General features: G+C 40.9%; 27 protein-coding genes. 2 read left to right on the top strand and 25 right to left on the bottom strand.

The window, feature by feature from the left end:
* Positions 1 to 335: 335 nt before the first annotated feature.
* From G628_RS0103025 to G628_RS0102965, 12 genes are all read right to left on the bottom strand, one after another.
* The gene (locus tag G628_RS0103025) at positions 336 to 1,109 is read right to left on the bottom strand and encodes an HD domain-containing protein (RefSeq protein WP_026667078.1); all 774 of its coding nucleotides are present in this window, start codon (positions 1,107 to 1,109) and stop codon (positions 336 to 338) included.
* Positions 1,110 to 1,369: 260 nt separating this feature from the next.
* On the bottom strand, positions 1,370 to 1,789 hold the full coding sequence (locus G628_RS0103015) for a DUF523 domain-containing protein (protein ID WP_027208419.1): 420 nt from the start codon (positions 1,787 to 1,789) through the stop codon (positions 1,370 to 1,372).
* A gap of 137 nt (positions 1,790 to 1,926) precedes the next feature.
* Positions 1,927 to 3,348 (bottom strand): ATP-binding protein, encoded by a 1,422-nt coding sequence (locus G628_RS0103010; protein WP_027208418.1) that lies wholly within the window; start codon positions 3,346 to 3,348, stop codon positions 1,927 to 1,929.
* 111 nt (positions 3,349 to 3,459) lie between these two features.
* On the bottom strand, positions 3,460 to 3,636 hold the full coding sequence (locus G628_RS18645; protein WP_155841030.1) for a hypothetical protein: 177 nt from the start codon (positions 3,634 to 3,636) through the stop codon (positions 3,460 to 3,462).
* 144 nt (positions 3,637 to 3,780) lie between these two features.
* On the bottom strand, positions 3,781 to 4,506 hold the full coding sequence (locus tag G628_RS0103000; protein ID WP_027208417.1) for a MerR family transcriptional regulator: 726 nt from the start codon (positions 4,504 to 4,506) through the stop codon (positions 3,781 to 3,783).
* 55 nt (positions 4,507 to 4,561) lie between these two features.
* Entirely contained in the window at positions 4,562 to 4,780 is a 219-nt protein-coding gene (locus tag G628_RS16230; RefSeq protein ID WP_196803696.1) for a hypothetical protein, read from the bottom strand.
* 64 nt (positions 4,781 to 4,844) lie between these two features.
* Positions 4,845 to 5,105 (bottom strand): C-GCAxxG-C-C family protein, encoded by a 261-nt coding sequence (locus G628_RS16225; protein WP_051198995.1) that lies wholly within the window; start codon positions 5,103 to 5,105, stop codon positions 4,845 to 4,847.
* 18 nt (positions 5,106 to 5,123) lie between these two features.
* Positions 5,124 to 5,642 carry a GNAT family N-acetyltransferase gene (locus G628_RS16220; protein WP_034500594.1) on the bottom strand — a complete coding sequence of 173 codons (519 nt, stop codon included), beginning with the start codon at positions 5,640 to 5,642 and terminating at the stop codon, positions 5,124 to 5,126.
* Between the two features lie 24 nt (positions 5,643 to 5,666).
* Positions 5,667 to 6,143: a GNAT family N-acetyltransferase gene (locus tag G628_RS0102980; RefSeq protein WP_027208416.1), complete on the bottom strand. Its 477-nt coding sequence runs from the start codon at positions 6,141 to 6,143 to the stop codon at positions 5,667 to 5,669.
* 14 nt (positions 6,144 to 6,157) lie between these two features.
* Positions 6,158 to 6,385: a thioredoxin family protein gene (locus G628_RS0102975; RefSeq protein WP_027208415.1), complete on the bottom strand. Its 228-nt coding sequence runs from the start codon at positions 6,383 to 6,385 to the stop codon at positions 6,158 to 6,160.
* Between the two features lie 14 nt (positions 6,386 to 6,399).
* Positions 6,400 to 7,401, bottom strand: coding sequence for a permease (locus G628_RS0102970; RefSeq protein ID WP_034500592.1), 1,002 nt, complete (start codon positions 7,399 to 7,401; stop codon positions 6,400 to 6,402).
* Positions 7,398 to 7,700: an ArsR/SmtB family transcription factor gene (locus tag G628_RS0102965; RefSeq protein WP_026499325.1), complete on the bottom strand. Its 303-nt coding sequence runs from the start codon at positions 7,698 to 7,700 to the stop codon at positions 7,398 to 7,400. Before G628_RS0102965 ends, G628_RS0102970 begins: the two co-directional genes overlap by 4 nt.
* 529 nt (positions 7,701 to 8,229) lie before the next feature.
* Between G628_RS0102965 and G628_RS0102960 the strand changes: the two genes are divergently transcribed.
* Both G628_RS0102960 and G628_RS0102955 read left to right on the top strand, forming a co-directional pair.
* Entirely contained in the window at positions 8,230 to 9,192 is a 963-nt protein-coding gene (locus G628_RS0102960) for a hypothetical protein (protein ID WP_027208413.1), read from the top strand.
* Complete coding sequence (locus tag G628_RS0102955; RefSeq protein ID WP_242827158.1) at positions 9,183 to 9,935, top strand: hypothetical protein; 753 nt, start codon at positions 9,183 to 9,185, stop codon at positions 9,933 to 9,935. The genes G628_RS0102960 and G628_RS0102955 overlap by 10 nt, the downstream gene beginning before the upstream one ends.
* Positions 9,936 to 10,280: 345 nt before the next feature.
* On the opposite strand, the gene lysS is transcribed toward G628_RS0102955, so the two are convergent.
* The 13 genes from lysS to folK all read right to left on the bottom strand — a co-directional run bounded on the left by lysS (position 10,281) and on the right by folK (position 23,109).
* Positions 10,281 to 11,864 carry a lysine--tRNA ligase gene (gene lysS, locus G628_RS0102950; protein WP_051198994.1) on the bottom strand — a complete coding sequence of 528 codons (1,584 nt, stop codon included), beginning with the start codon at positions 11,862 to 11,864 and terminating at the stop codon, positions 10,281 to 10,283.
* 121 nt (positions 11,865 to 11,985) lie between these two features.
* Positions 11,986 to 12,471, bottom strand: a complete 486-nt coding sequence (greA, locus tag G628_RS0102945; protein ID WP_026513575.1) for a transcription elongation factor GreA — start codon at positions 12,469 to 12,471, stop codon at positions 11,986 to 11,988.
* Positions 12,472 to 12,627: 156 nt separating this feature from the next.
* On the bottom strand, positions 12,628 to 13,605 hold the full coding sequence (gene dusB, locus G628_RS0102940) for a tRNA dihydrouridine synthase DusB (RefSeq protein WP_196803695.1): 978 nt from the start codon (positions 13,603 to 13,605) through the stop codon (positions 12,628 to 12,630).
* The gene (locus G628_RS19090) at positions 13,605 to 14,234 is read right to left on the bottom strand and encodes a DUF6145 family protein (protein WP_242827157.1); all 630 of its coding nucleotides are present in this window, start codon (positions 14,232 to 14,234) and stop codon (positions 13,605 to 13,607) included. The genes dusB and G628_RS19090 overlap by 1 nt, the downstream gene beginning before the upstream one ends.
* A 21-nt stretch (positions 14,235 to 14,255) precedes the next feature.
* Positions 14,256 to 15,029, bottom strand: coding sequence for a type III pantothenate kinase (locus G628_RS0102930; RefSeq protein ID WP_026656101.1), 774 nt, complete (start codon positions 15,027 to 15,029; stop codon positions 14,256 to 14,258).
* A 19-nt stretch (positions 15,030 to 15,048) separates the two neighbouring features.
* Entirely contained in the window at positions 15,049 to 15,867 is an 819-nt protein-coding gene (locus tag G628_RS0102925; protein WP_051198993.1) for a biotin--[acetyl-CoA-carboxylase] ligase, read from the bottom strand.
* Positions 15,868 to 15,869: 2 nt separating this feature from the next.
* Positions 15,870 to 16,862, bottom strand: a complete 993-nt coding sequence (gene argF, locus G628_RS0102920; RefSeq protein WP_027208408.1) for an ornithine carbamoyltransferase — start codon at positions 16,860 to 16,862, stop codon at positions 15,870 to 15,872.
* Positions 16,863 to 16,957: 95 nt separating this feature from the next.
* Complete coding sequence (locus tag G628_RS0102915) at positions 16,958 to 18,118, bottom strand: cell wall hydrolase (protein ID WP_026656104.1); 1,161 nt, start codon at positions 18,116 to 18,118, stop codon at positions 16,958 to 16,960.
* A 149-nt stretch (positions 18,119 to 18,267) separates the two neighbouring features.
* Positions 18,268 to 19,062: a pyrroline-5-carboxylate reductase gene (gene proC / locus G628_RS0102910; protein ID WP_026656106.1), complete on the bottom strand. Its 795-nt coding sequence runs from the start codon at positions 19,060 to 19,062 to the stop codon at positions 18,268 to 18,270.
* A 4-nt stretch (positions 19,063 to 19,066) separates the two neighbouring features.
* The gene (locus G628_RS0102905) at positions 19,067 to 19,867 is read right to left on the bottom strand and encodes a TrmH family RNA methyltransferase (RefSeq protein ID WP_026667871.1); all 801 of its coding nucleotides are present in this window, start codon (positions 19,865 to 19,867) and stop codon (positions 19,067 to 19,069) included.
* A gap of 75 nt (positions 19,868 to 19,942) precedes the next feature.
* On the bottom strand, positions 19,943 to 21,175 hold the full coding sequence (locus G628_RS0102900; RefSeq protein ID WP_196803694.1) for a GHKL domain-containing protein: 1,233 nt from the start codon (positions 21,173 to 21,175) through the stop codon (positions 19,943 to 19,945).
* 68 nt (positions 21,176 to 21,243) lie between these two features.
* A complete protein-coding gene (locus tag G628_RS0102895; RefSeq protein WP_026667869.1) occupies positions 21,244 to 21,960 on the bottom strand; it encodes a LytR/AlgR family response regulator transcription factor in 717 nt (238 codons plus the stop codon).
* Between the two features lie 333 nt (positions 21,961 to 22,293).
* Positions 22,294 to 23,109 (bottom strand): 2-amino-4-hydroxy-6-hydroxymethyldihydropteridine diphosphokinase, encoded by an 816-nt coding sequence (folK, locus tag G628_RS0102890; protein WP_026656110.1) that lies wholly within the window; start codon positions 23,107 to 23,109, stop codon positions 22,294 to 22,296.
* Positions 23,110 to 23,116 lie beyond the last annotated feature (7 nt).

Below are 23,116 nucleotides of genomic sequence, written 5' to 3'. Positions count from 1 at the left end.
CTTTGCACATAGACAATTTTTTTGAATATGAGCATTGGGACGGAGGGTTCGGATCATTGGAACGTTAAGTCCTAACGGTCTTCTCTGTTCCTTTGTTCTACTTATGGTATAACACCACAATTAGCACTCGTCAATAGAGAGTGCTAATTTGATTAAAAAAGGCTTATTTCCAAAAAAGAAAAAGCAGCGGAAACACTGATGTTTACGTCACTCTTTTATCTAGCACATATTAAAATGATTAAAAAAAGCTCAATCCGTTCACACACGATTTTCACGGGTAACATAAATATGACCTGTGGAACTGACAGTTTCTCATGAAAAAGAAAAATCACAAATCAGCAGCCACCGCCGTAAAACATCTCCAATTCTTCACGGGTATCCTTCAGAGCCTTCAATGTCCGCTCATTCCTTGAAGGAAAGTCAAACATTCTATAAATGTAACCCTGCTCCTTTGCTATCTCCCAACTTTTTGGATATACCAATTCAAAAGCAAGAGCTATATGTCCGATCAAGTGCTCTGCGGGAGAATCCATCACGTCACGGTTTACTGCATGATGCTCCCTTACCTGATCCATGACTTTTTCAGAGACACCTGATGATAACAGCTCATCTTCAGAAACGTTGTATATCTCTTCCATAGGCGTCTCTACATTTACTCTTAATATATCAACCTTATCTGCGTCTCGTAAAATATTGCAGAAGATAAGAGTTTTTCCGACAACTGCTTCATCGATTCTGTATTTGTTATGCTGTCTTATGACTTTTTCCATCATCTCGTCAAAAGACCTGTCATCACAATAATTCAAGATGAGGTGCTCATCTCCAAATAAAAGATCCGCTCCAAACTCTGCATGATCTACTGATTCTGAATCTATGAAAGTGTTATATCTTTTTACCTGCTCAAATCTTCCTATATCATGGAGCATTCCTGAAAGCCATGCAAGCTCTATATCCTCATCAGATAAGCCAATTGACTTTGCAATCTCTTCACAAATATCTGCTACACGGTATGTATGGGCTATTTTTAGAGCAATCTTAGGATCCTCCGGATCATAATTCCTTGTATAGGAGGCAAACTGCTCCCTGACTTTTCTTCTGTCTATCTGCATAAATCATTATCTTTCTTATGTCTATGTACTTCTCATGTTTTTCTTTTGAACAAATTTTAATATACATTGGCTTCCCCACGCAACCACTATAATTGTATGCTTCAACTCTTCTTTACCGCAAATCTAAACATATCTGCACCAAGGATTTTCACATTCAGCTTATCTGCTTCATTTTCAAGAAGCTTCACTTCCTCGTCTGTGAGTTTTGTGTTTGCTGCCGCGAATAGATCATCAACCTGGTAAGGCTTTCCACATAAGCCTCAGTCCAAGTCCTCCACATCAATCATCTTTATTGAAGTTTCACTAACCTTCTGCGCAAAGACTCCCATTCCTGGGATCTTCTTTCCGGTAAAAGAACCATCGTAAACCTCTTTTACTCCGCAGCTCGGGCTTCTTGACTGAAGAATACAAACTTCAACACCTGCATCCATTATCTTATTAAAGGCCGCCTCTGCTCCGAATCTGAACTCTTTATCAACAATCTTGCCTTCTTTATTGGTAACAACTCCGTTCACTATCTCAGCAGGAACCCTTGGTGTAGGAAGACCTCCCATTACCTCAGGGCATATAGGAATCACCTCGTGCCCTTCACAGAAAGCCCTGACCTTCTCGCTGTAGTTATTCCCACCATTATATTTGCAGTTCTCACCTAAAAGGCATGCGCTAACAGCTATAACCATTACCATACATACTCCTCTAGCATTTCATTTACTGATGCCTCCACCCTCTCATCGTCCTGCCTGCTTCATATCCCTGATACCGGATGATGCGATTCCCTTTATGTGTGTTTATCGGTATTTATGTGTGCTAAAGTTTTTTATAAATATAAATCCTCAACAGTAATCTTTACTATATTTTGAATATTCTCTTTTTCAAACCATTTAGTAAATCCATTTAGCGAAAAAAACAGGAAACATATAACATGATAATTTCCGGAAAGTAGCTTTGATCTCCGCAGAAGAGTTTCATATATTTCCTTATCTATCTTCTCATTCTTAAACTTGCATTCTCCTATAACCGCAGTCTTATCTACAGAAGAAATGCCAACCACGTCAATATCCGCCGATTGTGTAAACTTCCGCCCTTCATCATCTATGATCTGTTCCACTCCCCACCAGGTGCCTGTCTGAGTCAGGAAGGAACCGTATGCACCCTGTATTCCTTTCTCTAACGTATAATAACGGCACATTTCTTCAAAAACGGATCCCATATATGAATGGATCTGCGGTTTGACAACCTTTTTATAGTATGAATCACCCTGTCCCATTTCAATTACACTTATCGCTTTGGGGATAAACTGATACCAGAATTTAAACATATGATCTTTTAGCACATACTGGGTTTTCTTCTTATTTTTTTCCTCCGTTATACAGTTCTTTTTCTCCACCAGGCCGACAGCAATCAGCTTCTCAAGGGAATATAAAACGGTGGTATCCTTCTCGTGTACTTTGGAAGCTATATTATTTAATGTATTTTCACCGGAAGCCACCTGCTCGATTATGTTGTTTACCAATGTCACATCTGAAAACTCCTGAATGAGGAGATTTCTGGTTTCGTCAAACAAATATCCATCCACATTAAAGAAAAGTCTTATAATATTTTCATCAAGACTCTTCCCTGCATCAAAAAGCGAAAGATATTTTGCCACGCCTCCGGTAACTCCATAACAGATTGCTTTTTCTTCTGCAGAATATTCAGGAACAAACAAAGCCGAATCCCTGTAATTAAATGCCTCCAGTTTTATCTGTGAATCACGCCTCCCGAAGATCGGACTTTTTTTACTGAGCACCTCTTTTTCCATAAAACTCAAGGCAGAGCCGCAAAGTATTATCATCATATTCTTATGGGTCCACTGTGTATCAATGTACTTTTGAAGAACTGATAAAAGTGATTCATCCTTCTCTGCCCAATACGGCAACTCATCGATCACAAGGATTGTCTTGTGGTCATCCGGCGTCTTATTGGTAATAATGTCAAATACACTTTCTATCGAAGAAAATGTTGCCGAGCTCATAGCAGGATCCAGAACATCCAATACCTGCTTTGAAAACAATTCAAGATTTCTTTCTGCTCCAACCTTTGTAGCAGTATAAAAAATAACGTTTTTTCCTTTGATAAACTCCTTGATCAAGGTTGACTTGCCAACCCTCCGCCGTCCATATATGATAGTCATTCCAAAATCTTTCTTATCATACACATCTTTTAAGGCTTTCAACTCCCGCTCTCTTCCTACAAACATCTATCTACCCTCGTTATCATTTTCGTTCAGTTGTTTTTTATTCAATTCATTTTTAATAAAAACTTCTTGAATATAATTTACTGCTTTCTGATATTTTTTTCAAGATTTTTATTAAAGCATTTTGGCCGAAGCCGACAGGGAAGAATAGTCCTTCCCTGTGAGCAACTCCTTTGGAATCTCTACAGATGCATATTGTTCCGCTTGCGCGCCGTAAAAATAAAGCGCCAGGCTCACAACCTCTTTCGAAGTCATAATCTGACGCTCATCATTGCCGGTATTCTTTTGCAAAAGAAAATGGACTCGGCGGCTCGGGTGTTTTTTGTTTTCCCGTTCGCTTTGTCCATTGTAAATATAACACACCTATTTTGAAAAAAAGAATACTCAAAACCTACCACTTTCCTACCAAAAACCTACATTTTTCAAAAATTTGTATCATCCGCAGTAGATCTGTATCGCCCGGTGAGTAAATTCAGCAGTTCCTTCTCCGCCCATCTTATTAATGTTCTCGGTGAATTCTCCGCCACCGGCATACATCTTACCAAGTCCGGAAAGAATCTCATTAGAACACTTATAAAAATGCTCGGTAATAAAGCTCTGCAGCTTCCTTACCTGATCCTGTACTTCTGCAGAGGCAGGATCCTGATCCTTCATAGCTCCGAACTCTTCAAAGATTTTCATAAAATCGGCCATCATACTTTTTTCTTCGCTCTTTGACCGCTTACCGTTCTTCTCTTCGAATTCCTTATATTCCGGAGTATTGCCCCACTGCTCTTTTGCACGCTTAGCGTATTCGTCTAATTTGCTTGAATCAAATGCTGTAAAATCCAAATGTCTCACTCCTCTCAGTTTTAATCCACGGCACATACTGATCAGATTTTCGATATGTTCCTTCTTTAATTCAAGAAGTTCTATCTGTTGATCAAGTGCCAATCTCTTGTCAAAATCAGATCTGGTTACGATATCCTTAATATCCTTAAGCGGAAACTCAAGCTCACGAAACAGTAAAATCTGTTGAAGTCTCTCCAGCGCCGCATCGTCATACAGCCTGTATCCGGACTCGGTATACTCCGCCGGTTTTAAGAGTCCTATCTTATCGTAATACTGCAGCGTGCGTATACTCACTCCTGTCAGCTTACTCACTTCATTTACTGTCTTCATGGCTATCATCTCCTTCACGTGTGATTACATCATAAACTATTACGTTGCGTCATAGTCAAGCAAAAAATATATAATTCTGCAAAAAAAGATCGGCATCAAATCCATTTCTGAATTCTTTGCCGATCCTCTGCTTTTCCTTCTTTCGATTGTAGGTCTTTCCGCTCGGTACGCTCCTTGTCACGGGATTAAGTTCTCCCCAGGTGCGTCTCTGCTTTGCGTGATACTCGCGCTGCGCCTTCTTACTTCGCTTATCCAGCGAAACATACTTGTTCATGACTGTTACCTCCATATTATATTTGGTTGCCCACCCATTATATCGGATGGGCAGCTGCCTGTCATTACATCCGTAAATCCACCATGCCTCTGAATTCCGTTGCTTTATAGTCGGGGCCGTCTCCGTATTTCAACCCGATCACCATGATTGCCCCGGATACAGCACCACACACTTCTCCTTTTCTCACGCCCCCGCTGAAACATGCTGCCACTTTCATAGCCTGATCTACCGTCAGCCCATAATCATCCGCGTATGCTCCAAGAACTGCCTGCGAGCAATTGAATTTTTCATAAAATATCGTCATTGCTTTTTCTTTGTGTGTCATAGATCTTCACTCCGCTTATTATAGTTTTTTCTGCATCCATAACAGATCATACCATCTGTCAAATTTCTTACCTATAGTCTTCATGTGAGCTGCTTCTGTATATCCCGATCGTATATGAAACTTATAGCTGTCATGCGTGAGATATTCATCCTCTTCATCACAATAGGCGGCTCCTGCAAGCAGGTTGACTATACCCTGTTCCTTAAGCCTTTTTTCCAGCTGTTTGTACAACAACGAACCGATACCCTGTCTGCGATATTCCTTATCAACATAGATAGATGTTGTTGCTGTCCAGTTATAAGCTTCTCTAGAACTATATGGTCCCGCATACGCATAGCCGACGATCCTGTCTTTTAATAAGCACACCATATATGGATATTTTTCTTTTGTTGTCTTGATCCTGTTTTCAAAATCTGCAACTGACGGAACTTCATATTCAAAAGAAACAGCGGTATTCAGAACATAATATGAATATATCTCCACCAGTTTTTTAGCATCTTCGGGATCAGCGTCCCTTATAAACAATTCTCTTTCCATATTACCTCCAAAGACAATTAGTAATCACCCATATGGATATTCCTTGCTAAGATCTATCCTCATTGATACAATACCATTTTCCTCTGATAATTCTTCGTATCCCAAACGTTTATATAGGCTATATCCAATTCTCATAACTTCCGGTTTCGTTGTGAAAATCAATTCCTTAAACCCAAGTTCAAAAGCCTTATCCGTCATTGCTTTGAGCATTATCTTTGCATATCCTTTTCCTCTGTATTCCGGTCTTATAAACAGACGCTTTCCTTCACAGGTTTCGTCGCTTATTTTCTTTATGGCAACACAGGCAATGGGTTTATCTTCTTCATATCCTACTATTATCGCTCCACCTGAATAATACCCAGGCAGATCATTCAATTCCTTATCAAAGGAAACAAAACAGCTTTCTGCCCCTTTGATATGCGAATACTCAACGAAAAGCTCTTTCACAATATCAGGACTAGTACACTCTTTCGTTTCAAAAAGCATAATATTCTCCTCCATATCCCTGACATCTCCTATAAGAATTTTTCAACTTCCTTAGTCTTAAGAACCTTTCCGGCTGAAACAACTTTTCCGTCGATAATAAGAGCCGGCATACTCATCACTCCGAAACCCATGATCTTTTCCATATCCGTGATATACTCTATCTCCGCATCGATCCCTTTTTTCACTACTGCTTCTTTTGCAGATGCAAGGAGAGCCTCACAGCTTTTGCATCCTCCGCCTAATACCTTGATATTCATGACCATATCCTCCTTCAGATGAATAAAAATTGAAATAAGTTGAAACCATACCCGACAATGATGATACCTACTGTACATATGGCTATAAATGTTCCTAACAGTTTTGGCTTGATAGCTTTCTTCAGCATAATGAGCGACGGAAGACTGAGTGTAGTCACTGCCATCATAAAGCTTAAGATCGTACCGAGCAAAGCTCCTTTGTACAAGAGTGCCTCGGCTATAGGGATCACACCAAAGATATCAGCATACATCGGAATACCCAGGATTGTTGCAAGTATCACTCCAAAGGGATTTCTTCCCCCAAGCACTGCCCTGATCCAGCTTTCCGGAATCCAGTTATGTATCACAGCGCCTATACCGACTCCTATCAGAATGTATGGAAACACCTTTTTTACTGTAGATACTACCTGGTCCTTTGCATAGATCAATCGTTCTTTAACAGTGAGGCTCGGAGTTTCTATATCAACACTACTGTTCGCATTCCTGATAAAATCCGCGATCTGATCTTCCATATGAAGTCTCTCGATCAATGTACCACCTGCAACAGCGATCATAAGTCCCATCAAAACATAAATGATAGCTATCCTTGCCCCAAAGATGCTCATAAGCAGTACGAGGCTCCCCAGATCTACCATCGGTGATGAGATCAAAAAAGAGAATGTTACTCCAAGCGGTAATCCGGCATTCGTAAATCCCATAAATATCGGGATGGATGAGCACGAGCAGAATGGTGTCACGGTTCCAAGCAAGGCTCCTACGATATTTGCTCCGATTCCGTGAAATCTACCCATTATCTTCCTGCTACGCTCCGGTGGAAAGAAACTCTGGATATATGAGATCACAAAGATCAGCAAACAAAGAAGGATCATGATCTTTATAACATCATAGATAAAAAAGTGTATGCTGGAGCCGATCCCACTATCTATATCCAATCCTAATGCAGACAGGAGTTCCCCGATCAAAATGTTCAGCCACTTCATTCCCATGATCTGTGTCTGAATAAAGTCCCACATCATGCTTTCCCCTTACAGCATTTGCCGGTGGTTTCATTACAGAGAGTTTTAATAAATCCACAGAATTCTTTCATGATGTCCGTGTTTATTGAATAGTAGTGCCACTTGCCTTCTTTTCTGTCGTTAACCAGTCCCGAATCTACCAGTATCTTCATGTGATGAGAAAGAGTGGGCTGAGTAATATCGAACTTTTCAAGAAGCTTGCATCCGCACTTCTCCTGATCAGAAAGCATCTTAACTATTTCCATTCTGTTGGGATCTCCAAGAGCCTTACATATCAGCACTTCGTCTAATTTGGCCATAATCTCCTCCTTATATAGATGTTTGTCTATGTGTCGATAATAGCATATACATAGATATTTGTCAATGTATTATTTCAAAAAGGAGACAGAGCTTTTAAAACTCTGTCTCCTACGGGGCAATTTATCTTCCAATTTATCTTACAATGCTCCCCTATGACCCAGAGCAATTTCCAGCTCCTCTACACTGTGTGTATGTCCGTGTTTGTCTTCATTAATCACATGGGCGTGATCATGGGAATGCTCGATAGCATGTGTATGTGTAGAGCCGTCATGTGTATGCGTTATCAGATGTGTGTGTGCATGTTTATGGCTATGTATCAATGGTCGTTCAGATTTATCCCAGGTTTCTTTAAATTATTCAGTTTTCAAATTTTTTCCTTAGTCTAATTATACTTATTACGCTTATATGATGCCACTTTCACTCACAATCAGCTTGATTCAAGTTGCCAATACCAGATAATTGCATTATAATTACAAATAAATAAACTATTACAATTTGAATGTAAAGGATTATATAGGTGTAATTATTATGTTTGAAAAAGAATTAGAAAAAGCTTTTGGCTTGGATTTTAAAGTTTCAGACAAATTACAAAAAACAGGTCTTCCCAGATATATGGCATCAGGAAGAGAGATCTACATGGCAGAATCAGACGGTTTTGTTTTCTATATCATTAAAATTTCAAAAGCTGTTGATAGCAGGGTATTATCTAAGGAGATGGCACTTTACGAAGAAAATTTCCACGCTCCTGTCGCTTTTTTATTTAACGAACTTACCAAGAATAACAGAAACGCTTATATAAAACACCATATTCCTTTTATATTGGTACCGACACAGATTTATCTTCCATTTTTAGGAATGCTTTTTAGCAAGAAGTTTTCTGCATCAGAAAGAAAAGAATCGCTCCCGTTATCTGCCAACGCACAGAAAATTCTTTTTTACCTTATATACAATAAAAAAGAACAGTATTCGAAACAGCATCTTGCAACCACTCTTGATATTGATCCGGTCTATGTTACCAGAGGTACAAAAGAACTTCTATCAAGAGCCCTGATTACAGAAGTAAAGAATGGACGCAATATAGTGGTTGAACGAAAATATGATTCCAAAGAATTATTTGATATGTGTAGCACGGCACTCATTAATCCCATAGACAAAGTGATATTTGTAAAAAAGACAAATCTAGTTTCATGTCTTCCAAAATCATTTGACTATGCACTATCAGAAATCAGTATGTTGAACCCACCATCTGTGGAATCCTATGCTTGCTATAAAAAGGACAAAAAAGTTGAGCTTTTTGAAATTGTCGATGAACCAGAGTGGGAAGATTCTGATAAAATATGCAGAGTTGAGCTTTGGAAATATAATCCAAGTCAGCTAAGCAAAAATACTTTGGTTGATGAGCTTTCATTGTATTGCTCATTAAAAGATACAAAAGATCCCCGAGTAGAGGGAGAACTAGAAAAAATGTTGGAGGACTTTAAGTGGCAGTAATTGGTATAGAAGAATTTGCAAGGCATTTCGCCGGTTATGAAGATTGTTATACTATCATAGGCGGTGCTGCATGCGAGATATTGATGTCTCAGACACCCAGAGATTTCAGAGCAACAAAAGATATTGATATGATCATCCTTTTTGAAGATAAGTTCAAAGAATTTGCCGAATTATTCTGGAACTACATTAAAGAAGGCGGTTATACATATGGATGGAAAAACAACGATGAACCACACTTTTACAGATTCACCAATCCTAAAGAAGGATATCCCAAACAGATAGAACTTTTTTCAAGAAAACCAAATTACCACTTGGAAGCTGCAACCACTATTGTTCCTATCCATATTGATGAAGATGTCTCTTCACTTTCAGCCATTCTTCTCAATGATGATTTTTATGATTTTATGCTCAAAGGTCGAATTGTGATTAATGGACTAAGCGTATTAAAGACCAGTTATATCATTCCTTTCAAGATGATGGCTTGGATCAATCTTATGAGTGAAAAAGAAGAAGGCAAACACGTTAATGCAAGAGATTTAAAAAAGCATAAGAACGATGTTTTCCAATTGTTACAAATTATTCCGGAAGGAGAAACTGTTGAAGTAACCGGAGATGTTTCCGATGCCGTTGATAAATTTCTGGAAATAATCGTAAATGAAAACATAGTATTTGCTAATCTTGATATCGAAAGCGATATGGATACAGAAATAAAAGCGTTGCGGGAAATCTATATTAAAATTTGAAAAAAAATCCAAGAATCCTATCAGAAAGGTCAATTTGCATAACACCCAAATTGGCCTTGTATGTACACCCCTCCTTACAACACCGAAAGCGCCCTCACCTGCTCGATCTTCCTTTTTTAGAAAAATGTGGTCTTTATATCATGTTTTTTTATGAACTGATCATTCCTCTGACACACCATGTTTGTCCTGATATTTTATTGAGAAAACTACATACCGGTCCGAATAGCTCCGTAGAAATTGAATAGTAAAAGATACTGAAAAAAACTACGCCACTTGTTTTTTCAAATGGCGTAGTCAATGTACTTATATTTTTGACAACAAAAATCGTTTCAAGCCCAGTATTTATCAGCTGTTCAGCGATTTCAAGGTCGGGAAGAGCAGCACGTCCCTTATGCCTGCACTGTTAGTAAGCAGCATGCAGAGACGATCTATACCGTAGCCGATACCGCCTGTGGGTGGCATACCGATCTCGAGGGCGTTGAGGAAGTCTTCGTCTGTGTGCTCGGCTTCTTCGTCACCGGCTGCCGCATTGGCATCCTGAGCTGCGAAACGCTCACGCTGGTCGATAGGATCGTTAAGCTCTGAATATGCGTTGCACATCTCCCATGTATTGATGAAGAGCTCGAAACGCTCAACCTTCTCGGGATCTGTGGGCTTCTTCTTGGTAAGAGGCGAGATTGCAAGAGGATGATCCATGATAAATGTAGGCTGAATCAGGTTCTTCTCGCAGAACTCCTCGAAGAATAGATTGATAATATCGCCCTTCTTGTGACGGTCTTCAAATTCGATACCGCGCTCTTTTGCGATAGCCTTAGCTTCTTCATCTGTTGCAACAGCGTCAAAATCAACTCCTGCGTACTTCTTGATAGCATCGTTCATTGTAAGACGCTCAAAAGGCTTGCCAAGGTCGATGATATTATCGCCGTAAGGAATCTGTGTTGTTCCACATACCTTCTCGGCAAGATAACGGAACATGGACTCTGTAAGTTCCATCATTCCTTCATAATCAGTATATGCCTGATAGAGTTCCATAAGTGTAAACTCAGGATTATGTCTTGTATCTGTACCTTCATTTCTAAATACACGGCCAATCTCGAATACTCTCTCCATGCCACCTACGATAAGTCTCTTAAGGTAAAGCTCAAGAGAGATACGAAGCTTTCTCTCTTCATCAAGAGCATTGTAGTGAGTGAAGAAAGGTCTTGCTGCAGCACCGCCTGCATTCTCTACAAGCATAGGTGTCTCAACTTCCATGAAATCTCTGCCCGCAAGGAAATTACGGATCTCGCGAATGATCGCAGATCTCTTCTTAAATGTCTCCTTCACTTCCTCATTCATGATGAGGTCGACATATCTCTGTCTGTAACGGATTTCTGTATCTGTAAGTCCGTGGAACTTCTCAGGAAGAGGCATAAGTGACTTGGACAAAAGAACAAGCTCCTTAACATGAACAGAAAGCTCTCCTGTTCTTGTTCTGAAAGCAAAACCCTTAACACCGATGATATCTCCGATATCAAGCTTCTTGAAATCTGCATAAGCCTCATCTCCGATATCATTTCTTGAGATGTAAAGCTGCATGCGTCCGTCTCTATCCTGAAGGTTAGCAAAAGAAGCCTTCCCCATTACACGCTTACTCATCATACGACCTGCAAGTGATACGATCTTCTCTGCCGGAACATCCGAAAGAGGCACTACCACAGGTCTTCCATCTGCATCTACAGGAGCTACAAACTCAAGGGTATCGAATTTATCCCTGATGTCCTGTGTATGATGAGTCTGGTCATATTTCACAATCTGAAAAGGATCTCTTCCTGCTGCCTGAAGCTCAGAAAGCTTATCTCTTCTGACCTGACGAAGACGTCCAACGTCTTCCTGTGTGTTCTGGTTATTCTGCTGATTATTGGCTTCCAATTTTTGATTCCTCCGCATCAATCTAATATAATCTCAAAAAAGAGCCAGCGAATGTAAAAATCGCCGGCTCCAAAAAATTCACTGTTTTAAATCACCAATTCTTTGAGAGTCACGCATACACTCAAACAGGTACAGCTACTCAGTTTTCAAATCTCTCAATTCCAAGTACCTTATACTTGATAACGCCAGCCTGTGTCTCAACCGAAACAGTCTGTCCTTTTTTTGCTCCAAGGAGTGCTTTACCAACAGGTGACTCGTTAGATATTTTACCTTTAAGGCTGTTTGCCTCTGATGAACCTACGATCTTGTACTCAAGATCCTCGTTGAACTCAAGGTCGCGAATCTTTACTTTACATCCGATGCTGATCTTGTTGAGATCTACATCTTCCTCTACAACTACTTCTGCGTTTTTCAAGATTTTCTCGAGCGTCTCAATTCTTGCTTCGATATCACGCTGCTCATCTTTGGCTGCATCATACTCAGCGTTCTCTGAAAGGTCGCCCTGCTCTCTTGCTTCTTTGATCTTCTCTGCAACTTCTTTACGTTTTACAACTTTAAGCTCGTGAAGCTCGTCCTCGTATTTTTTAAGTCCTTCGTAAGTTAAAATATTCTTCTTCTCTTCCATTGTTACGTCTCCTACCCCTTCAAATATTCAGGTCTGGCGCGTTGCGCAAATTTATATCAAAAAAAATTTCAAATCAGCATTCTATATTAACTTGGATATTATACAGTCAATTATTTTCTGTGTCAATCATATAAAAATCTACCGTTAATGTAATGTCTACGAAAGCATTACCGCTTTGCATGCTTTTTTTAATGAATCCATGTCCGTCATTTGGTTAATTTCATTTCTGAATCTGGCGCTTCCAGGCATTCCGAAAGTATACCAGGATACATGTTTTCTCATTTCTCTTATCCCGATATATTCACCCTTGTATTTAAGCTGAAGATCCGCATGTCTTATGACTGTGTTATAGATTTCTTCGGTGCTTGGCCTCTCACATGCTTTGCCCGTTTCAAAAAAGCTTTTTATCTCCCTAAAGATAAAAGGATTGCCCTGAGCGGCTCTGGCTATCATAACTCCGTCGCATCCGGTCTCTTCAAACATTCTCTTTGCGCTCTCGCCATCCGTAACATCTCCGTTTCCGACAACAGGTATCCTTACCGCTTCCTTGACTTTACTGATAATATCCCAATCAGCATCTCCGGTATAATACTGCTCTCTGGTCCTTCCGTGAACGGCAATGGCCTCCGCTCCGCCTTCCTGCGCCGCAAGTGCACATTCAACGGCATTTATGCTCTTGTCGTTAAAGCCCTTTCTTATCTTAACAGTAACAGGCCTGTCAGAAACTTTCACGAGCGCCGCAACTATCTCTTCGATAAGCTCAGGCTTCTTCATAAGAGCCGATCCTTCTCCGTTACTTACAACCTTTGGAACCGGACATCCCATGTTGATATCAAGGATATCGAAAGGTCTGTCCTTTATCATTCCGTACGCTTCCTGCATCACGGCAGGTTCTGACCCAAAAAGCTGCAAAGACACGGGATGCTCATCTTTATGTATCTCTATGAGCATGTCCGTGTTCTTGTTCTTGTAAATTATAGCCTTGGCGCTCACCATCTCCATACATACAAGTCCCGCGCCCATCTCATGGCACAGGATTCTAAACGGAAGGTCCGATACTCCCGCCATAGGCCCCAATATTATGTTGTTATCAAGTGTAACGTTGCCGATCTGCAACTTACCATATCCCGGCATCAGTCATCTTCCCCTAAAAGTTCGGCCGGATCTTCGTGTAACACATAAATCCTGTAATAAAGTCCAAGCGCCTCGAAAAGATCCTGTCTCTTTCTTCTCACTTCACCGACAAGAAGCCCTGCTGTGATCTCATCATAAGTGATATCATCTTCATCTGCATTTGTCTCTATGCTGATGGTTCCATCCTTCTCAAATAGTATGGTAAATATGCCTCCGGCTTCCTGGGTAAAAAGAACACTGATAATATTGAGCTCTTTCTTTATACTCTCAGGAATCTGTCTGAAAAGAGGATTGAAGTAGTATTTAAGCTCATATGCATTCGCACCGCAAAGAACCACTCTTCCGTCCGCATTTTCTTCAAAAACACGGCCCTTATTGGTCTTATCCATCTTGTCTATGTGAAGATCTTCCTTGCCGTTATCCTCACGGAATTCTCTTTTATATTCCTTTTCAAAATCGGTCTCGCCGCGAACTTCCGCATCATTCTCTTCAGAAAAACTAGGCTTACTCTGAAGTTCCTTATTATACTCTTCCGAGAAACTCGGCTGAATCTCAACTTCCTTATATTCTTCAGCAAAGCTCGGCTCTTCACTGAACTTCTTACTAAATTTTTCAAAAAAACCTGCCATCTATACTAAAATCTCCATTTATTATTTTCTTTTGTTCTTATCATAAAGGACCTTAAGTCCTTCAAGTATAAGTATCGGGTCGTATATATCAATCTCTTTGGTCTCATTGGAAATGAGTCTTCCAAGGCCTCCCGTTGCCACAACTTTCATATCGGGCATCTTGGCCTCTTTCTTCATCTCTTTAATAATGTACTTGGTCTGCCCAATCTGTCCGTAAACAAGTCCGGCCTGCATACTTGAGATGGTCTCTTTTGCAAGAATACTCTTAGGCTTCGCGATCTCAATCTCGGGAAGTTTAGCCGTATCCTGCCACAGCGCCTTGGCTGATATCCCGATTCCGGGTGCAACAACTCCGGCAAAAAACTCACCTTCGGCGTTTACGGTAACATAGGTCGTTGCCGTTCCAAAGTCGATTATCATAACAGGTCCGCCATAAAGTTCATACGCTCCGACAGCGCCTGCAATAAGGTCGGGTCCTATTTCCCTCGGATTATCCGTCGCGATCTTGATACCCGTCTTAATCCCCGGGCCTACAATATAAGGTTTCTTACCGATATATTTCTCTATCGCATTTACAAGAGCGTGCATTGTCTTAGGCACTACGCTCGCTATCATTACTCCCTCAATATCATCCGTCGTAACTCCGTTTGAACTCAGAAGCGTCACAAGATTAATTCCAAACTCATCGGAAGTTCTGGGCATCTGTGTTGTCATTCTAAAGGAGCTCACAAGCTCATCCTGTGAAAAAACTCCGAAAGTAATGTTGGTGTTTCCCACATCAATTACCAGAATCATAGTTTCCTCCGTCTTTTTCTCATACATACCCGTAAAGTCCGCGCACCGATACCTCTCCGGCGTTTATGTTAACGACATTCCCGTCAGAAAGTCGCACTTTAAGCGCACCGTCATCTCCGATTCCCAAGGCAACCGCCTCGTACTCTCCGCGAGGGTCAAGTATCTTGACCGTTCTGTCTCTGTTTATAAGCCTGTCCTCATATTCATCTTTTAAAAGAGACAGATCATAAGTCTTCTCAAATTTCTCGTAGTTTTCTTCAAATCTCTTCATACATGCAGCGACAACACTTGCCCTGTCAACTTTAAATCCGGTCTGAGTATAGATAGAACCTGCTATATCTTCGATCTCCTCCGGAAAAGAATTCATGTTGACGTTTATTCCTACTCCGATAACCACGTTGTTTATGGTGTTGTCGTTATTCATATGAAGTTCCGTAAGTATTCCACAAATTTTTTTACCCGCTATGACAACGTCATTGGGCCATTTAATCTGGGGATAATCCGCAAACTCTTCGTTGTCGGCAAAAAGATCCTCAACACCCTGCGCAATCGAAAGTCCCATAATAAGTGTAAGAACCGAGATCTTGTCAGGCGGCGCAGTGGGTCTTACAATAAGGCTCATTGCGATATTGCTTCCGCCGGGAGTCTCCCAGTTTCTTCCTCTTGAACCTCTTCCACTCGTCTGAACATCCGCGACAACAAGTGTACCATGAGGTGCATCTTCTTCTCCGAGCATCTTGGCATCGTCATTTGTAGATTCCGTAGTTTCCTTAAAAATAAGGTTACGGGCAGCCCACTTGGTACCGAGCTGCCCCCTTATATTTTCTGCATTTAGCATTATCAATTTCCTTTTATTGTTGCCAGCATCACAGCCTTTATAGTGTGCATGCGGTTCTCAGCCTCATCAAACACTATAGACCTTTCTGACTCAAACACTTCATCCGTAACTTCCATCTCATCAAGGCCGAATTTCTCTTTGATCTCCATTCCGATTCCTGTATTGAGATCGTGGAATGAAGGCAGGCAGTGCATGAATACGCTCTTCTCTCCCGCATTCTTCATAATATCCATGTTTACCTGATAAGGACGAAGGTCTTTTATCCTCTCCTCCCAGATACTGTCGGGTTCACCCATTGAAACCCATATATCCGTATAAACAATATCAGCACCCTTTGTTCCCTCCATAGGGTCTTCGCTGAAGTTTATAGAAGCGCCTGACTGTGCGGCAATTTTTTTACATGTGTTTACAAGTTCCTCTGAAGGGAAATATTTCTTATTAGATACAACGGTAAAATCAAGACCGAGCTTAGCGCATACGACCATAAGCGAATTACCTGTGTTGTATCTTGCATCACCCATGTATGCAAGGTGAAGTCCCTTAAGTTTGCCAAAGTGTTCCTTAATGGTCAACATATCTGCAAGCATCTGTGTGGGATGGAACTCGTTTGTAAGTCCGTTCCATACGGGAACTTTACTGTACTTGGCAAGAGCTTCAACTTTCTCCTGCTCAAAGCCTCTGTACTCGATTCCGTCGTACATACTTGCAAGAACTCGTGCAGTATCGGCGATACTCTCTTTTTTACCGATCTGAGAGTCTGTGGGATTAAGAAATGTAGATCCCATTCCAAGATCCGAAGCTGCAACTTCAAAAGAGCATCTGGTACGCGTACTTGTCTTCTCAAAGATAAGAGCAATATTCTTTCCCTTAAGTTCATCGTGAAGAATACCCTCTTTTTTCTTTCTCTTGAGCTCTGCGGCGAGGTCGATCAGGTACTCAATCTCCTCAGCAGTGTAATCAAGAAGTTTCAAAAAATCGCGTCCCTTTAAATTCATGTCATGCTCCTCCGTTCAAAATAATTATGCACTATTATTACACTCTGTCTCTATATTGTAAATAAGGGATTGCATTTCTGCAATCCCTCATAATATCACCAAAATACATGCTCACCGATGACAATTCCTTCTCGTCCGTTGACTCTTCTGAAGTGAAGAGCGGATCCTACTGTTGTTTCACCGTTAAGCGCTGCCTGGGCAGCCTGATAATTCATATCATAAATTTTATCGCTGTCGTAAACCTTTGCAACCGTTCCGTTAAGTGCCGGTGTGAACTGTCCTGAAGCATAAATAACATTATAGATGCTGTTAGGATAAGCTCCACTCTTAACTCGGTTCATAACGACCGCTCCGACCGCAACTCTACCGTCATACGGCTGATTGCCGGCCTCACACTGGATAAGTGCGGCAAGAAGTTTAAGTTCATCAGCACTTGCATCCACAGCGCCTCTGTTCTCTCGAAGAGACGGCTCCTTGGCTGCCTGTCTGCCCTTCTTGTCGATCTCACGCATCTTGATCGCTGCCATCGACTTACCTTGGTCGATCTTAAAGTCTGTGCTTACATACTCGGCCTGAACGAAACCTTTATGGTCGTTGTAATCAACAGCGATCCAGCCGTTGCCCATATCTTCGAGCATGTCTACAAAAGACTTCTCACCAAGCACACCGATAACCTTTGCGTCATCAGAGTCACTCGATCTTACTTTAAGTGCACTACTGTTATTGGTTACGATCTGCTTTCCAACTTCGGATGCAAGTTTTTCCGCGTCTTCGTCGAACAAAAGACTGTCATCCTTTGCCCATCCGATAACATCACCGGAACTGATCTTGGTCCATCCGTCTTTTCTTTCTAAAATTTTTCCGCCGCAATCCTTGTAAAGAACACCAACCTTGTTGCTATCTTCATTTGACGCGCTGTCAGGCGATGCCAGAATGTACATAGCCTCTGCTCCTTTAGACATTACAAGCTTGCTTTCTTCACTGCTCGTGCTTGAAGACGATGCGCTCATAGCTACGGAGGATTTGTTGCTATTTCCAAGTACTCTTGCTTCCGTTGAAGTTTTATCAACACCAAGAGGCGTTACCGGACTGACAATATCGGATATTCCTGCTGAGAGATCCGCACATGGTTTGGCTTTGAGCGAACTTCTCTTAGCCTCTGCTGTTATTCCTTGAGAGATGAAAAGTACAATGATCAAAGCCCAGGTAAATAGCAGCTTCGAAACCTCCAAGAATAACTTCATAACTCTATTCATTGCTTTCGTTTCCTATAAATTCCTACTAAATAATATTACATTTATGTTTCGACTTGTTAACGTTAGCAAAACACTGTAGTAGAGATATTAGCAAATATATCTTTTTTTGTCAAATTTTATACTTTTTCAAGACTGCAAATGCAGGTATTTCAAAGGCTTCTGCTCTTTTCGATGCAGGCGGTTACCGCATTCATGACTGTACCCCTGAATCCGTTTTCTTCAAGAACATGAACTGCATCAATTGTTGTTCCGGCAGGTGAGCATACCATGTCTTTTAATTCACCTGGATGCTTTCCTGTCTCAAGAACCATCTTGGCACTTCCAAGAACCGACTGGGCAGCGAACTCATATGCCTGTTTTCTGGGCATTCCACCCTCTACAGCGGCATCTGCCATTGCTTCTATGAACATAAATACGTAAGCCGGTGAAGAACCGCTTACTCCTACAACTACATCCATGAGAGACTCAGGAACCGTGTAGGCTTTTCCAAAGCTTCCGAGAAGCTCTTTTACGAAGCTGTAATTATCGTCATCCACAAGATCGTTTCTGCAAACCGCCGAGCATCCCTCAAGTACGAGAGCCGGTGTGTTTGGCATAACTCTTACAATCTTTACCTGCTTCTCAAATTCGTTCTGAAGCCAGCTTATTGTCTTTCCTGCGGCAATGCTTACGATTACCTTGCTGTCATCAACACTGTCCATGATATCTGCGATAACAACCTTTAAATACTGAGGCTTAACGGCAAGAATTATGATGTCAGCCTCCTTTGCCACGGCAGCATTTGAACTGCGTGTCTGAATCCCGTATTTTTCGGAAACTTTAGCGCATGTCTCTTCGGTTGCCGCAGTTCCTATGATCTCATCAGGTCCCATAAGTCCTTTGGCAATAATCCCGCCGATCATCGCCTTTGCCATGTTTCCAAGTCCTATAAATCCAATTGTCATTTCTTCATTTCCTCCTCTGTCTGGATGCTTCAAATGTAAGTATAGCCGCCGAAGTCGCAGCATTCATCGATTCAACCTGCCCTTTCATCGGTATCAGCACATACTCTGATGCCGCATCCGCTGTCTCCTTGGACAATCCGTTTCCTTCATTTCCTATGAGAAAAGCCGTAGGCTTCGTATAATCAAATTTGTCGTAGTTCTTTTTTCCTTTAAGATGCGCAGCATAGGTCTTTATCCCTCTATCCGAGAGCTTTTCCACATAAGAAGCAATGTTATCCACATACATAAAGGGCATTCTGAATATAGATCCCATGGTTGAGCGAATTACCTTGGGATTATAAACGTCGGCAGAGCCCTTACTCAGTATAACCCCCGTTACACCCGCGCCCTCCGACGATCTAAGCATGGTTCCCAGATTTCCGGGATCCTGAATATTCTCAAGTATGAGTAAAAGAGGTTTCTCATTCCCCATCTCTTTGTAACCTTCGAGTACCTCTTCCTCCGAGTAATGATACATACTTACTACCGCCAAAACCCCTTGCGGTGTACGCGTATCAGCCATTTTCTTCATAACTTCGGCCGTTACCGTTTCAGCTCCGTATCTCCAAAGGATTTCTTTGTCATCCTCCGAAGCCTCATCAAGAAATTTTTCTGTCACATACGCCTCTCTTACCTGAAGAACAGGCGCTTCTCTCAGCATCTTCATGCCTTCTATGACAAATACGTTTTCCTCTTTTCTGGCCTTACTTTTTTGTATATAGCTTACAACTTTACGCACACGTTCGTTGTTTACACTCTTGATCATATATACCTCTTTTGGTCACCGATTTCACGCGATAATTTAGCGACGTGTATAATTATTATACCACATTAAAAGAGTTTATATCACGATTGTCACTATATAGCGCGAGTCAGCAATGCGCGCTTCGTAGATTCCATCATGTTTTTTGACAACATCCTTGATATTCTGGATGCCAAAGCCGTGATTTTCCTTATCTTTCTTGGTCGTAAAACGGTCATCCTTCTCGCCGGGAATCTTTTCAATAAGTGTATTGTTACTTATAAGAATGCCCGCTTTGTCGCCTACACTCTTGACCTCGATACTCACTTCACGTTTGTCCTCGTCAAGAGCTTTCGATGCCTCAATTGCATTCTGAAGAACGTTGTAAAAAATAGTGCAAAAATCAAAATCCTGAACATCTTCCCTGTTCCTGAGGACACCTTCATACTCAAATTTAATTTTTGCTTCTTCCATGTGCTTTGCAAGCTCGTTTATGACCGCATCCACAGCCTTATTTCCCGTATAGCTCTTTATTGCGGAACAATCAAGCTTAGCATCGATAGACTTAAGATAATCAAGTATCTTTTCATTTTTACTGTCTGATGCAAGCTCTGAAAGCGCCATTACATGAGCTTTCATATCATGTCTGAACTTTCTGATCTCGGTGTAATCATTTAAAAGCCCTTCAAAATAGTCAGCCTGACTCTTAACAACATACTGATACCTTAGCTCACGTTCTTTCATGCTGAGATTCTTTTTTACAATATAGCTCTGCCAAAGCATGACTCCGATAAAAAGAAACAGCACAAGCATCAGTGAAATGCACATCCTGACGTACTCTCCGGAAGAAAGATTTCTTCCCGCACTCATCCTCTCAAGTGGCGGAATGATCAAAACAAGTCCCAAAAAGCACACAAATATCACTCCCCACTGAGCAGTCCTGAATGAATAATCCAGTCGCTTTCGGACCAGTACGTTTACCACGCCGTGATAAATAATGATTATCAAAATGGTACAAACTTTTGCATTTATTGTCTCCCAGGCTATCTTTTTAAACAGAATCTCCTGTCCAAATCCTATGGTAGACGCAAACATTTTGATAAGTTCCGTAAGCGAATCCATTATTATCCATGCAAGAACAATATATAATGCCCCTTTAAGCCTGTTCCCCTTCTGAAGCAGAAAAACAAACAGCAACATAAAGACATTCGGAATAATACAACAATCATCCGATCCGCCGGTCAGCCAATAGAAAAGGCCGTCAACTGCAGAAGCAGTCACGATAAGCGCAACAACAGCATACTTTCTGCGTGTTATACGTATATCAAACACATATAACAGACAAAAGTAATATTTAAGCATATCCAATATACAATAAACTACTGCAATCACGCACCCATTCATTTTTTCAGCTCACCCAACAGATAATCATTGTATCCTTTTCTTACTTTTTCTCTATAACTCCTACCGATTCTTATTGCAGAACCGTCTTTAAAGCATACCGTTTCCCCGGTAATGTTCTTTATATGGTTAAGATTTACGATATATGACCTGTGAACCCTCAAAAAGGGCATTCCACCAAGTTTTTTTTCACATTCTTTTAAAGTACAAGTTATTATCTTTTCGTTGTTTCCAAGATATAATATCGCATAATTCGAGTCTGACTTAACATAGACAATATCTGACTTTTTATAAAATATTGAACCGTTATAATTTGGAAAATCTATAAAAGAATCGTTTTTCTTGCGTTCATAAGCCTGATCGAGACATTTACATATCTTTTTTTCATCAACAGGTTTTTGAAGAAATCCCCTCGTTTTGTAACCAAAAGAATCCCAAACCGCTTCAGAATGAGCGGAAACAAAGACAATGCTATGGATATTCTGCATCTCTTCGGCCTTATGCATGACCCTAAGTCCGTCAATGCCCTCCATCTCAACGTCAAGAAAAAGCAAATCAATGTGACTGTCGTGCTCATTTATCACTTCTTCGCCCGAATAGTAAGAAAAAATCTCACAGGCGATACCGTTGTCGGCAAAATGCTTTTCGCATATTTCCATGATCTTGCGATGACATTTCGGGTCGTCGTCGCATATACCAACACTTAAATTCACCATATTGCCACCCCCCAATCCACTTGAGAAAGCTCATTGATATAATATTAACATATCGTGAATGGCCTAACAACGTGCATATCTGCAATTTTTGACCACCGGTTTTTATGTCATTTACACAAAAAATTTGTCATTTACTAACTTATTCTTTTCTTTTTTTCGACAATATTATACTCTATTTCATATGGAATTAAAATTTTGGGGAAAGGAAAGAGGTTTACGACGACCACAATGATGTATTTAATGGATATCTGGGATTGGCTCAGCGGACGTTGATCCACCCAACACAAAAACAATGGAGCGCCTGCAAGAGTATTCTTACAGGCGCTCCATTGTTTATGCTTGCACTTCTCTGAGCATCTGCCCAACCGTCTTATGTAATACGGGATGAACAAGCTGTTCATTTATCTCGGCAAGCGGCTTTAATACAAATTGTCTGTTCTGCATATCTATATGCGGAATCGTAAGTCTTTCATTTTTCATTACCAGATGGTCGTACATGATTATATCAAGATCCAAAGTCCTCGGTCCCCAGTGGACATCCCTGACTCTTCCGAATTGTCTTTCAACATCATGTAACTTATCAAGGAGTTCATCGGGAGTGTAAAGAGTTCTTATCTCAAGCGCTCCGTTCAAAAAATCATCCTGATTTTCATATCCGTAAGGCTTTGTAGTTATGAACTCCGATTTCTTGCCAACCCTTATAAGCGAATCTTTCGAAAGCTCCTCCAGCGCTCCTTTTATGTTTTTCTCTTTGTCACCCATGTTTGAACCAACCGACAGATATGCCGTATGCCAGCCTCTTGAAATATTGACGGACACGTAGCTGAGCGGCAATCCTATAGGTGCCCATGGCTTCTTTACTTCTATATCAACCTTTTCCAAAAGCGGAAAACTTAACAGTATCTCCTCAGCAAGCTCCTCGCTTACGGTTTCTATTAAGTTATAGGTATTTCCTTTAACATAATCATATATGAGATGGCAAACTTCATTATAATCTACAGAAAACTCCATTGTATCGCACATTCCGGCTCTTCTCGTATCCAAATACAGATTTGCCGATATGAGAAATTTCTGCCCAAGAGCATTTTCTTCTCTCAAAAGTCCGTGATTTCCAAAAATTTCGAGATCAACAATCTTAATGCAATCCATATTTCCC

It is taken from the genome of Butyrivibrio hungatei NK4A153 (assembly GCF_000424465.1).
Classification (GTDB): Bacteria; Bacillota; Clostridia; order Lachnospirales; family Lachnospiraceae; genus Butyrivibrio; species Butyrivibrio hungatei_A.
This window is presented reverse-complemented; position numbering and strand designations above follow the sequence as displayed.